General features: G+C 64.9%; 11 protein-coding genes. 6 read left to right on the top strand and 5 right to left on the bottom strand.

Annotated features, from left to right (window positions below; all coding sequences use genetic code 11):
• The coding region (locus WCE35_RS18515; RefSeq protein ID WP_424594781.1) for a transglycosylase domain-containing protein at positions 1 to 399 on the bottom strand (399 nt) is incomplete at its 3' end.
• Positions 400 to 605: 206 nt separating this feature from the next.
• Here WCE35_RS18515 and WCE35_RS18510 point away from each other — a divergent pair.
• Positions 606 to 1,526, top strand: a complete 921-nt coding sequence (locus WCE35_RS18510) for a polyprenyl synthetase family protein (RefSeq protein ID WP_424594780.1) — start codon at positions 606 to 608, stop codon at positions 1,524 to 1,526.
• A 5-nt stretch (positions 1,527 to 1,531) separates the two neighbouring features.
• Complete coding sequence (locus WCE35_RS18505) at positions 1,532 to 2,215, top strand: DUF1345 domain-containing protein (protein ID WP_424594779.1); 684 nt, start codon at positions 1,532 to 1,534, stop codon at positions 2,213 to 2,215.
• An 88-nt stretch (positions 2,216 to 2,303) separates the two neighbouring features.
• Here the strand turns inward: WCE35_RS18505 and WCE35_RS18500 are convergent, their stop codons facing one another.
• Positions 2,304 to 4,148, bottom strand: coding sequence for a caspase family protein (locus WCE35_RS18500; RefSeq protein WP_424594778.1), 1,845 nt, complete (start codon positions 4,146 to 4,148; stop codon positions 2,304 to 2,306).
• A 252-nt stretch (positions 4,149 to 4,400) separates the two neighbouring features.
• On the opposite strand from WCE35_RS18500, the gene WCE35_RS18495 reads away from it, so the two are divergent.
• From WCE35_RS18495 to WCE35_RS18485, 3 genes are all read left to right on the top strand, one after another.
• A complete protein-coding gene (locus tag WCE35_RS18495) occupies positions 4,401 to 4,775 on the top strand; it encodes a nuclear transport factor 2 family protein (protein ID WP_424594777.1) in 375 nt (124 codons plus the stop codon).
• 62 nt (positions 4,776 to 4,837) lie between these two features.
• Positions 4,838 to 6,445 carry a Na+/H+ antiporter gene (locus tag WCE35_RS18490; RefSeq protein WP_424594776.1) on the top strand — a complete coding sequence of 536 codons (1,608 nt, stop codon included), beginning with the start codon at positions 4,838 to 4,840 and terminating at the stop codon, positions 6,443 to 6,445.
• Positions 6,446 to 6,572: 127 nt separating this feature from the next.
• On the top strand, positions 6,573 to 6,740 hold the full coding sequence (locus WCE35_RS18485; protein ID WP_424594775.1) for a hypothetical protein: 168 nt from the start codon (positions 6,573 to 6,575) through the stop codon (positions 6,738 to 6,740).
• Between the two features lie 12 nt (positions 6,741 to 6,752).
• On the opposite strand, the gene WCE35_RS18480 is transcribed toward WCE35_RS18485, so the two are convergent.
• The 3 genes from WCE35_RS18480 to ispG form a co-directional block, all read right to left on the bottom strand.
• Positions 6,753 to 8,093 carry a Rieske 2Fe-2S domain-containing protein gene (locus WCE35_RS18480; protein ID WP_424594774.1) on the bottom strand — a complete coding sequence of 447 codons (1,341 nt, stop codon included), beginning with the start codon at positions 8,091 to 8,093 and terminating at the stop codon, positions 6,753 to 6,755.
• 76 nt (positions 8,094 to 8,169) lie between these two features.
• Positions 8,170 to 9,066 carry a TauD/TfdA dioxygenase family protein gene (locus WCE35_RS18475; RefSeq protein ID WP_424594773.1) on the bottom strand — a complete coding sequence of 299 codons (897 nt, stop codon included), beginning with the start codon at positions 9,064 to 9,066 and terminating at the stop codon, positions 8,170 to 8,172.
• Between the two features lie 128 nt (positions 9,067 to 9,194).
• Positions 9,195 to 10,478, bottom strand: a complete 1,284-nt coding sequence (gene ispG / locus WCE35_RS18470) for a flavodoxin-dependent (E)-4-hydroxy-3-methylbut-2-enyl-diphosphate synthase (protein ID WP_424594772.1) — start codon at positions 10,476 to 10,478, stop codon at positions 9,195 to 9,197.
• A 268-nt stretch (positions 10,479 to 10,746) separates the two neighbouring features.
• Here ispG and WCE35_RS18465 point away from each other — a divergent pair.
• Positions 10,747 to 11,544, top strand: a 798-nt coding sequence (locus WCE35_RS18465; RefSeq protein ID WP_424594771.1) for a sulfurtransferase, incomplete at its 3' end; no start/stop codon positions are given.

The following is an 11,544-nucleotide window of genomic DNA, read 5'->3' as shown; positions in this document are numbered from 1 at the left end:
GATTTCGAGGATCCGCTGCTTTGGCAGCACGAAATCGACCCACAGCGAAAGCGGCAGTTCAAGCGTCTTGCGGACGACGCTGCGGCCATGCCACAGGAACAGGTTTTTGGCGACCTGCTGGGTGATGGTCGAGCCCCCGCGCACCACCTCTCCGTCCTCGGCGTCGTCGATCACCCCCTGCAGCGCGTCCCAGTCGACGCCGCGATGGCTGCAGAATTTGGCGTCCTCGGAACCGACCACCGAGCGCGGCAGTGAGGGCGAGATTGCGTTGAAATCGATCCACTGCCGCGTCACCGGCGCGCCTTTCAGCCAGCGCCAGACCATCAGCGTCGAGACCGGATGGCCGGCGCGATAGAGCGGCACGAGCAGATACGGCAGCAGCAGCACGAGCAGCACCATCAGCGACAAAATTCGGACAATGCGCAAAAGCGATGTTTCCGGCTCGAAGCGGTGGGCGCGGCCAGAATGGACCGATTCGAGCGACATCGCTGCGATCATTCGCCATTTTTCCAGCGCTTTTGAGCCGCGGCGACCCCGGCGCCGGAATTGACGAAGCCGATGCCATCAACGATTGTCCGCCCGAAATCGATCTGGAGCTGCTCTTGATGACGACCGGTACCGCCGAATTTGCCAAACGACTGGACCAGACCGCCGAAGATACCGAGGCGCTGATGGCGAAACTGTTGTCCGACGCCGTCGTGGCAGACGAGATCGTGCGGCCGAAGCGGCTGATCGGGGCGATGCGCTATTCGAGCCTTGGCGGGGGCAAGCGGCTGCGGCCGTTTCTGGTGGTCGAGAGCGCCGCGGTTTTCGGCGTGCCCCGCGAGGCCGCCTTGCTGGCCGGCGCCGCGCTCGAATGCATCCACTGCTATTCGTTGATCCACGACGATCTGCCGGCGATGGACAACAGCGACCTGCGCCGCGGCCGACCGACGCTGCACAGGGCCTATGACGACGCCACCGCGATCCTCGCCGGCGACGCCTTGCTCACGATCGCCTTCGACGTCATCACCCGCGACGAGATTCACAGGGATGCCGACGTGCGCCTTCTGCTCACCCGCGCGCTAGCGCGCGCTTCCGGCGTCGGCGGCATGGCCGGCGGCCAGATCCTCGACCTTGCCGGCGAGGGCCGTTTTGGCGACCGCGAGCCGGTCGACGTCGCGCGCCTGCAGCAGATGAAGACCGGCGCGCTCTTGCGCTTCGGCTGCATCGCCGGCGCGATCCTCGGCCAGTCCACCCAAAGGCAATACCGGGCGCTTGACGATTACGGCCGCGCGCTCGGCGAGGCCTTCCAGATCGCCGACGACCTGCTCGACGTCGAAGGCGACGCCGCGGCGCTCGGCAAGCAGACCGGGCAGGATGCCGCGCTGGGCAAGACCACCTTCGTCACCCAGCTTGGCATCGAGGGCGCGCGGCAGCGCGTGCGCGACCTGTTGGCGCGCGCCGATTCGGCGCTGTCGATTTTCGGCGCCAAAGGTGACGTGCTGCGCGCCGCCGCGCGGTTCGTCGCCGAACGGAGCAACTGACCGCGATGGCCGGCGGGGAATTCGAGCAGCATCTTCGTCGATTCCGGAAATTGCCGGCGCCGCTCCGCGTGGTCTATGCGCGGCCGCGCACCTTCATTTCGATCGCGATCGGGATCGTGGCGTTTTTCCTGCTGCCGCCCTCGCTGCGGCTGGTGACGCGCCTGTTGCTTGGCTGGGATATCTCTGTGGCGCTGTATCTGCTGCTCATCTACATCATGATGCTGCGGAGCGGGCTGGCGCATATCAGGCGCAACGCGATCATGCAGGACGATGGCCGTTTCGTCATCCTGATGCTGACGGCGCTCGGCGCCTTCGCCAGCATCGCCGCGATCGTGTTCGAACTCGGCGGGACACACCGCAGCGCGCCGCAACTGATCCTGGCGACGGCGACGATCGCGCTGTCATGGGCCGCGGTGCACACCCAGTTTTCGCTGCACTACGCGCATGAATATTATCGCGGCGCCAAGCCCGGCGGCCTGCAATTTCCGAGCGGCGACCCGCATGACGAGGCCGATTACTGGGACTTCGTCTATTTTTCGTTCGTGATCGGCATGACCGCGCAAGTGTCCGACGTCGGCATCACCGACCGGACCATCCGCCGTACCGCGACCGTGCACGGCATTATCTCCTTTGTGTTCAATACCGCGCTGCTGGCGCTGATGGTCAATATCGCGGCCAGCGCGATTTGACCCCCCCGTCATTCCCAGGCGCGCGTGCGCGAACGCGGAACCTTGAGATTCCGGGATCAACGCTGCGCGTTGCCCCGGAATGACTTCGTCAATTACAGATCTGAACGTTGCCGCCGCCGCCCTCCCGCGGGCCGCCCTGCGCGAGGGTCCGGTATTCGAGGTGGCATCCGCGCGCGACCGGCCGGCAGCCGACCGAGTCGCATACGATCTGACCACTTCCCGTGGCAGCTTTCGGCCGGGAAATGGTTGCCTCGGGCCGCGGCCGCTCGCGAACCGGACGGTCCGCGCGCGTCGAGCGCTCATCGGAATCGCGCCTGGCGACCGGCTTCTTCTCGCGCCGCTTCTCGCATTCTTTGTCGTCGTTGAGGAACGAGCCTTCGGCGCAGGCGATCTTGCTGCACCGGTCGCCATCGGCCTTGTAGCCGCGCTCGCAGACCAGCGGACAGACCCGCGACGATTTCAGCTTGACGGCATCGAGTGTATCGACACTGGCGACCTTGGCATCGAGCCTGGTTCCGGCGTAGCGATTGAACAAGGTCAGCGAACGCTGCGAGGACGCGTTCCAGTCGCCGTCGGCGGCGCCGGTCAGGCAGCCGACGCGGCGCAGCTCGGCCTGCACCGATTTGGTGATGTCGGATGGCGGAGGGCCTGGATCGAGGGAAGCGAGCCCTGTCCCCTTGTCCTTTTCAGCGGCCGGCGGCGTGGCAGCCGCCGCCTTATCGGCGCCAGCCTTGTCGACAACGGTCTTGTCAGCCAGCGCCTGTTCGGCGGCGGCGCGTTTGTGCTCGGCGGCCGCGGCTTGCTCCTGCGCAATCTGCTTGGCCTTCTCGGCCGCAAGCCGCGCCTGTTCGGCGGCCCTGGCATCGGACTCGGCCCTGACCTGCTGCGCCTTTTGCCCACCCTCGGCGGCAAGCCGCGCCCGCTCCTGCTCGGCCATCCGCGCCTTCTCGGTCGCGGCGACGCGCGCTTCCTCGGCGGCGATCTTCTCAAGCTGAAGTCTTGCAAGGTTGGCATAGAAGCCATCGGGATATTGCGCGAGGAAGGCGTTCAGCGCACTCCTGTTGCCGAGCTGCAGCGCCAGTTCATAGTCGCGGCGCGCCTCGGCCTGCGGATTGGGGGCGGGCGCGGGAACTGGCGCCACCCTGGCCGGCGCCGGCACCAGCGGCACGTCTTCGCCGCCAAGCGACCCGTAGACGAACGGCTCCTGCCGGTTGCCGGTGCTCCTGAGCACGTCGTCACGGACGAATCCGAACGCCCGGCGCACGTCGAGCCCCGGCGTGGTCAGGTGCTGTGACAACGCCGCCGTGAACGGGCTGTTCTTGCCGTCGCCGTCCGCCGCCGTCGAGCCGGCCTTGGCGGAATAGGCGATCAGGACGTTCGGGCTGGTCGGCTCGACCTTGGCGAGCCCCTGCCCGATCGCGCGCGACGCCACCGTCCGCTTCATGCGCTTGGCGAACGGGTTGTCGCGGCAGGCGTCGAGAATCACGAGCCGCAATCGCTTGGCCGGCTCGATCGCGATCAGGATGCGGTCGAGCGAGAGCGCCTCGTCATAGACGTCGGTATCGCGCTCGAGCCTGGCATCCACCGGAATCAGATAATTGCCGCCATCCACCTCGATGCCGTGGCCGGCATAATAGACCACGGCGATGTCGGCATCGCGGGCGCGGTCGGCGAAGTCGCGCAGCGCGCGGCGGGTCTCGGCCGCCGGAAGGTCCTGGCGGAAATCAACGACGTCAAAACCGGCGTCCTTCAGCGTCGCCGCCACGACCGCGCCGTCGTTGACCGGATTGGCCAGCGGCGCGACGTTTCGGTAGGCGGAATTGCCGAGCACCAGCGCCACGCGCTTGTCGGCAAGGGCCGGCTGGCAAACCAGCAGCAGCGCGGCGGCAACCACCCATCGATATAATTCTGGAAATCCAGGCGGTTTTGTCATGACGCTCTCGAAACCTCGCATTTTCTAGCACACCGGTCGGCCTAACAGAAGCGCCCGGCGGGCCTTGTGAACTATGTCACGAAATACGCCGACGGGGCTCACGGTGCCCCTTTGCTTGGTCGGCCGGGCATGGATCCGGTTCGCCGCTTTGCCGATCACATTTTGGATGATGCAACGCACCCCATGGCGCGTTTGCCCGGTCCGTGGCTTAATTCTGCCGGAACTGTTTTCAGTCAGCGGGGAGAACCAGCCGTGAGCCATGACCGATCGACCGTCGAAGCCGTGGTCAAACATTATTTCGACGGCCTGTACGAGGGCAATGCCGACAAGCTCGGGGCGATCTTTCATCCCAGCGCCGATCTGCGCTGGCTCGAGAAGGGCGAGTTGCAGGTCTTGACCGTGCCGGACTGGCTCGACCGCGTGCGCAAGCGGCCGTCGGCCAGCGCGGAAGGCAAGCCGCGCGAGGATTTCATCGTCACCATCGACCGATCGGATGAGTCCACCGCTTTCATCAAGGTGCGCTGCCAGCTGCCGCCGCGCTATTTCACCGATTATCTGGTGGCGATGAAGCTTGCCGACGGCTGGCAGATCGTCTCGAAATCGTATCGCTACGATCTGCGCGAGTGAAGACACCGCATTGACCTCGCCGGGCTTCCGCGCCAATCGGACGGCGGAAGGATTTCGAGCCCATGGAAGCCAGATTTCAGATCTTCCTGATCCTGCTCGCCGTGCTGGCCGGCACGGCATTATTGGCGCGCCGAATCAATGTCGCGCCGGCGATCCTGCTGCTGCTCGCCGGCATCGCGCTGGCCTTCGTGCCGGGCATGCCGTCGCTGCAATTGCCGCCCGAACTGGTGCTGCTGGTGGTGCTGCCGCCGCTGATCTATTCGGCCAGCGTCGCCATGAGCTGGCGCGAATTCAAATCCAATCTGCGGCCGATCATCCTGCTCTCGGTCGGCTGCGTGATCTTCACCGCCTCCGCGGTCGCGGCCGCGACGCACTATCTGATCGGACTGCCCTGGGGCGTCGGCTTCCTGCTCGGCGCCATCGTCGCGCCGCCGGACGTGGTGGCGCCGCTGGCAATCGCCCGCAAGCTCGGCATGCCGCGGAGAATCCTGGTCGTGCTCGAGGGCGAAGGCCTCGCCAACGACGCCACCGCGCTGATCCTCTACCGCTTCGCGGTGGCGGCGATCTCGACCGGCCTGTTCTCGCTGCCAAGGGCAAGCGGCACGTTCGCCGCCATCGTGATCGGCGAAATCCTGTTCGGCCTGGCCGTCGGCTGGCTCAGCCTGAGGGCACGTCACCGCGCCCGCGACCCGCAGGTCGAGATCACGCTGTCGCTGCTCACGCCCTATGTCGCCTACTGGATTCCCGAACATGTCGGCGGCTCCGGCGTGATCGCAACCGTGGCCTGTGGGCTCTATGTGAGCTGGAACGGGCCGCTATGGATTTCTTCCGCGACCCGCCTGCAGGGCATCTTCTTCTGGGACCTCGTCATCTACCTGATCGAGGGCATGCTGTTTCTCCTGACCGGATTCCAGATGCGGTCGCTGCTGGAGAAATCGAAAACATTTCCGCTCGACGATATCCTGGCCGCGACCGCTTTGGTCGCCCTCGTCATCATTGTCGCGCGTTTCGCCTGGGTCTATCCCGCGACCTATCTGCCGCGCATGTTGAGCAGAAGCCTGCGCCAGCGTGATCCGGCGCCGTCCTGGCGCTGGGTGTTCGTGGTCGCGTTCACCGGCGTGCGCGGCGCGGTCTCGCTGGCGGCGGCGCTGGCGCTGCCCCTTGCGCTGCCGAACGGCGAAGCGTTTCCCTATCGCGACCTGATCCTGTTCGTCGCCTTCGGGGTGATTTTCATCACTTTGGTCGGACTGGGACTGGGCCTGCCGCCGGTGGTGCGATGGTTAGGCGTCGCGCAGGCCGGTCGCGACGAATACATCGCCGAGCATGCCTCGGAGATCGCGGCGCGGCGCGAGGCGCTGGCAGCCGCCCTGCAATCGCTCGACGCCATGACCGACGATCGTGAATTGTCCGACGAAGCGGTCAAGCTGCTGCGCGCCCGCCACGAGATCCGCGCCAACCAGTTGCCGCAGTCGCTCGATCCCGACAGGCATGATGTGTCGGCGACGGGAACCGCGCTGACGCGGGAATTGATCGCAGCCGAGCGGAAATTCATCCACGTCCTGCTGCGCGACGGCAAGATCACCGACGAAATCCGGCGCCGCATCGAGCGCGATCTCGATCTGGAGGAAGCGAGCCTCAGCAACCGGGAGTATCGGAGGGTGCGGTTGTGATGCCCGAGCCGTCATTGCGAGGAGCAAAGCGACGACGCAATCCACTCATCGTCCGGCTGAGCCCAGAGATGGATTGCTTCGCTACGCTCGCAATGACGAATGGATAGATATTTGCTAATCTGCATCCATGGACGAAGGTGGCAATGGCAAGCCTTTCCGGCCGAACAATGATAAGCGAACGGCCGTGCGGCGCGGCCTCGCAGAAATGCGCGAGCGAAAACTCGCAAGCGACGAGGCCATCGCAACTGTGTTTGATCGCTACCGTTCAATCGATGCGACGACCGAGAGGGAATAGCGTTCGCGCCCCCTACTCCGCCGCCGCGTTCCGCCCCGTACGCCCGACATAACCCGCCGCATCGCCGAACCGCTCGATCATGACGGCGGTGAGATCCTTGGCCTTGCTGGTGACGCAGGCGCCGGAGCGCACGGCGTAGCGGTCCTGATGCGCGAGGTGGGAGGGTGCCTCACCCTGCTGCAGCGCGCGGGCGCAGTCCATCACCAGTTTGCGGAAATGCAGAATGCCCAGATCCGTCGGCCCGAGATGTTCGCGGCTGCGGTCGGCGATCGGGCCCTGGCTGTCCTGCACGGCTGCGTCCTGTTCGGAAACGCCCCTGATGCCGGTATAGCTTCTGGTCCTCTGCAGCTGGCGATCGATCAGATAATCGTTCGACTTGTTGCGCAGCGGAACGTAATTCTCATCGACTTCCGACATCACGCCATTGCCACGGTCATAGCCGTCGCGCTCGGCTTGCGTCAGCGGTCGTTCCGGGTTCCAGGCATAGGTGTAGATCCAGCAACTGGTATCGGTGACCGGCACAAAGCTCTGGCCAAAAATGTTCTCGCCGGGCATCGAACTCGGCGCATAGGCATGCACCGGCATCAGGAATTGGGCGATGCGCCAGTAGATATTGTCGCTGCCGGTGAGCCGCCCACCGGCGACCGTCAGGCCGGCTTCATGCGGATTGATTTTGATGACCGGGCGCGGGTCTTCGGCGATCCAGCGCATATGATCGGTGGCGACCCGCGTCAGCGGGTTCACAAAGTGCTTCCTGATGTCGAGGATTTCGTGTTCCTCTTTCTCGAAGCTCAGATGCGCAAACGTAAAGTGCGCGGTATCGATCGAGCCTTCCAGCGCCTGCACCCAGTTGCAGTCCTGCCATTTCTTCGAGACATAGCGGTGCGAGGCCGGCACCAGCGCCATCTCCAGCGCCGGCAACTCCGGAACTTGCGCCGCCGGACCCATATAGGCCCAGATCATGTCGCCCCATTCGCGCACCGGATAGGACTTGATCCGGATCAGGTCCTTGGCGTTGAGATCGGGGTAGGAGGTCGGCATGTCGACGCAAGCGCCGTCGGTGTCGAATTTCCAGCCATGATAGACGCAGCGGATGCCGCACTCCTCATTGCGGCCGAGCCAGAGATTGGCGCCGCGGTGCGGGCAATGTTGATCGATCACGCCGACCACGCCGCGCGAATCGCGGAAGGCCAGCAGTTCCTCGCCCATCACCACGATCTTCTTCGGCGGCCCGTCGGCCTCGGGCAGTTCCCTGGACAGCAGCACCGGCAGCCAGAAGCGCCGCAGCAATTCGCCCATGCCCGTGCCCGCGCCGCTTTCGGTCAGGAATTTGTTGTCCTCTGCGCGGAGCATGGGCGTCCTCCGAGGTTTTGTTTTGCTTCGGACCGAGATTGGCGCGGGCGCGGCGGGGCGTCAACGCATCTCGCCCTCACACTGGCCGCTCCCCCTTCACCGTCACCCGCGTGCCGGAACGCGTATGCGGCCAGTAGTCCCACATTGCACGGTGCTGGACGCAGCGGTTGTCCCAGAACGCAATGGCGTTTTCGCTCCAGCGGAAGCGGCACTGGAACAGCGGGTTCTCGGCGTGCTGGTAGAGATAGGCCAGCATGGCCTCGCTCTCGTCGCGCGGGATGCCGATGATGTGGCGGGTAAAGCCGCGGTTGACATAGAGCGCCTTCTTGCCGGTCACCGGATGGGTGCGCACCACCGGATGCTCGGCGCGCGGATAGTTTTGCCGGTCGGCGACGCCGTAATTGGCGTAGAGCCCGCGATAGGCCTGCTCGCCGTCATGCAGCGCGGTGAGTCCCTCGAGATAGGTCTTCATACGCACAGACAGTGCTTCATAGGCCGCATACATGCTGGCGAACAGCGTGTCGCCGCCGCGCGGCGGGCACTGCCTGATATGGAGGATCGAGCCCATCGGCGGCTCGAGATCGCAGGACACGTCGGAATGCCAGCCCTCGCCATTGGCGCGTGGCGAATCCTTGTCGGCGTAAATCTTCATCAGCGCGGGATCGCCGTCCTCATGGGGCGCGGCGGGATGGATATGCAGTTCGCCGAATTTGCGGCCGAAGGCGAGATGCTGTTGCGGCGTGATGTGCTGGTCGCGGAAGAAGATCACGAGATTTTCAGCGAGCGCGCGATGAATTTCGTCGATCTGACGGTTCGACCTCGCATCGTCGGAGACCAGCTTGCCGATATCGACGCCGGAAATCTCCGCGCCGATGATCGGGGTGAGTTTTTCCACCGCGATGGTCTCGTAGGGTTCTCTCTCTTCGGCGATGGGCCGGTAGCGCGGCCCCTGCTTGCCGGACAGCGAACTCATGGGCGTCCTCCGATGGCTCATCGTTTTCAGCCATCGTAGCCCGGATGAAGCGGAGCGCAATCCGGGACCGACGTTACCGGCTTGTGAGGGCGTCCCGGGTTTCGCTTCGCGCCACCCGGGCTACAAGCTTACTCCGCCGCGGTCACCGGCGCCTTCGCTCCGGCGCCGTAGCGCTGGTCGATATAGTCGATCACCAGCGCCTTGAAGTCGGCGGCAATGGAAGGACCCCGCAGGGTGCGGAACTTCTTGCCGTCGACGAACACCGGCGCGGCCGGCGTTTCTCCGGTGCCGGGCAGCGAGATGCCGATATTGGCGTGCTTGGACTCGCCGGGACCGTTGACGATGCAGCCCATCACCGCGACGTTGAGCGCCTCGACGCCGGGATATTGCGTCTTCCAGCCCGGCATCTCCTCGCGGATGAAATCCTGGATCGAGCGCGCCAGTTCCTGGAACGTGGTCGAGGTGGTGCGGCCGCAGCCGGGGCATGCCGCCACCAGCGGCACGAAGGTGCGGAAACCCATGGTCTGCAGCAGTTCCTGTGCGACCTGGACTTCCAGCGTGCGGTCGCCGCCGGGCTCGGGCGTCAACGAAATGCGGATAGTGTCGCCGATGCCGTCCTGCAGCAGGATGCCGAGCGCGGCGGAAGAGGCGACGATGCCCTTCGATCCCATGCCGGCTTCGGTCAGCCCGAGATGGATCGCATAGTCCGAACGGCGCACAAGTTCCTGATAGACCGCGATCAGGTCCTGCACCGCCGAGACTTTCGCCGACAGGATCATCCTGTTTTTGGGCATGCCGAGTTCTTGCGCCCGCGCGGCCGACAGCAGCGCCGACTGCACCATCGCCTCGCGCGTCACTGCGCGGGCGTCGAGCGGGTTTGGCGAGACCGCGTTTTCTTCCATCAGCCTGGTCAGCAGTTCCTGGTCGAGCGAGCCCCAGTTCGCACCGATCCGCACCGGCTTGTCGTTCTTGTTCGCGATCTCGATGATGTCGGCGAATTGCGTGTCGCGCTTGTTCTTGAATCCGACATTGCCGGGATTGATGCGGTATTTGTCCAGCGCCTCGGCGCAGGCGGGATAATCCGCCAGCAGCTTGTGGCCGATGTAATGGAAATCGCCGATCAACGGCGTAGTGATGCCGCGCTTGCGCAAGCCGTCGCGGATATGCGGCACGGCGGCGGCGGCTTCCTCGCGGTCGACCGTGATGCGCACCATTTCGGAGCCGGCGCGCGAAAGCGCTGCGACCTGCGCCACCGTGCCTTCGACATCGGCGGTGTCGGTGTTGGTCATCGACTGCACGACGATCGGCGCGCCCCCGCCGACGGCGACATGGCCGACCATGACTTGCGTGGTTTGATGCCGGGCGCTGGGGCCGGCGGCGTCGCTTTGAATCGGTTTTTCGGGCTTGTTCATGGCGTCTCGAATATCAGGTTTTGGCGACATTCACCAAGGGATCGGTGGCAGGCGCGTGCGCGGCTCCGGGATCGGAATTATTCTGCTGTTTATTCAATATCTTATCTACGTCGTTCAGGCCCCGAGCAAGACGCGGGGCCGCGCGTTGGCTGACCGGTATATTGGACGGCAATTACGGGATTCAAAGGGCGGCCGCCCCCAGCCGGCCGCCTTTCCATTGGCGATCGCGCACCCTAGCATGACCCAAACAACAACAGGGAGGCGCGCCATGTCCGGCCACAACGGGCTTATCACGTCAGCCGAACTCTCGGGCCAGCTCGGCCGGCCCGAGCTTCGGTTGTTCGATTGCACGACCTATCTCGAACCCGCGCCCGAAGGCAGCGAGGTTCCCTATCTCGCGGTTCCCGGACGGCACAGCTTCGAGGCCGGGCATATTCCGGGCGCGGACTTTCTGGATCTGCAGGGCGAATTCTCCGATTCCACCACAACGCTTCGCTTCATGATGCCCCCGGTCGCACAACTCGAAGCCGCGTTCGGCCGCCACGGCGTATCGGCCAATAGCCGCGTGGTGCTGTACTCGATCGGCACGCCGATGTGGGCGACGCGGTTCTGGTGGATGCTGAAATCGCTCGGCTTCGATGCATTGGTGCTCGACGGCGGTCTCGACACATGGAAAGCGGAGGGCCGCGCCATCGAAGCCGGACCCGCGAAAGGGTATCCGCCGGCGAAATTCACGGCGAAGCCAAAGCCCGGATTTTTCGTTGGCAAGAAGGACGTTCTCGCCGCCGCGGACGATCGCAACACCATCGTCGTCAACGCGCTCGGTCCGCAATTCCACAAAGGCCTGGAGCCCAGCCGCTACGGCCGGCCCGGGCGCATCCCCGGCAGTTGCAATGTGTCGGCGGCGACCTTGCTCGATCCCGAGACCAAGGCCTTCGTCCCGCTCGAAGATGCCGAAGCGAAGTTTGCCGCGCAGGGGATCGCCAAAGACAAGCGCGTGATCGCCTATTGCGGCGGCGGCATTTCCGCCACCATCGATTTGTTCCTGCTGCATCGGCTTGGTTAC

Origin of the sequence: Bradyrhizobium sp., assembly GCF_049691595.1 — a bacterium.
Classification (GTDB): domain Bacteria; phylum Pseudomonadota; class Alphaproteobacteria; order Rhizobiales; family Xanthobacteraceae; genus Bradyrhizobium.
The sequence above is the reverse complement of the archived record's forward strand: the minus strand, read 5'-3'. Positions and strand labels throughout refer to the sequence as shown.

What these genes read in the sequence shown, in the direction of transcription:
- WCE35_RS18510 (WP_424594780.1), top strand. Translation starts at nt 606, where the DNA reads ATGACGACCGGTACCGCCGAATTTGCCAAACGACTGGACCAGACCGCC.
- WCE35_RS18505 (WP_424594779.1), top strand. Translation starts at nt 1,532, where the DNA reads ATGGCCGGCGGGGAATTCGAGCAGCATCTTCGTCGATTCCGGAAATTG.
- WCE35_RS18500 (WP_424594778.1), bottom strand. Translation starts at nt 4,148, where the DNA reads ATGACAAAACCGCCTGGATTTCCAGAATTATATCGATGGGTGGTTGCC.
- WCE35_RS18490 (WP_424594776.1), top strand. Translation starts at nt 4,838, where the DNA reads ATGGAAGCCAGATTTCAGATCTTCCTGATCCTGCTCGCCGTGCTGGCC.
- WCE35_RS18485 (WP_424594775.1), top strand. Translation starts at nt 6,573, where the DNA reads ATGGACGAAGGTGGCAATGGCAAGCCTTTCCGGCCGAACAATGATAAG.
- WCE35_RS18480 (WP_424594774.1), bottom strand. Translation starts at nt 8,093, where the DNA reads ATGCTCCGCGCAGAGGACAACAAATTCCTGACCGAAAGCGGCGCGGGC.
- WCE35_RS18475 (WP_424594773.1), bottom strand. Translation starts at nt 9,066, where the DNA reads ATGAGTTCGCTGTCCGGCAAGCAGGGGCCGCGCTACCGGCCCATCGCC.
- ispG (WP_424594772.1), bottom strand. Translation starts at nt 10,478, where the DNA reads ATGAACAAGCCCGAAAAACCGATTCAAAGCGACGCCGCCGGCCCCAGC.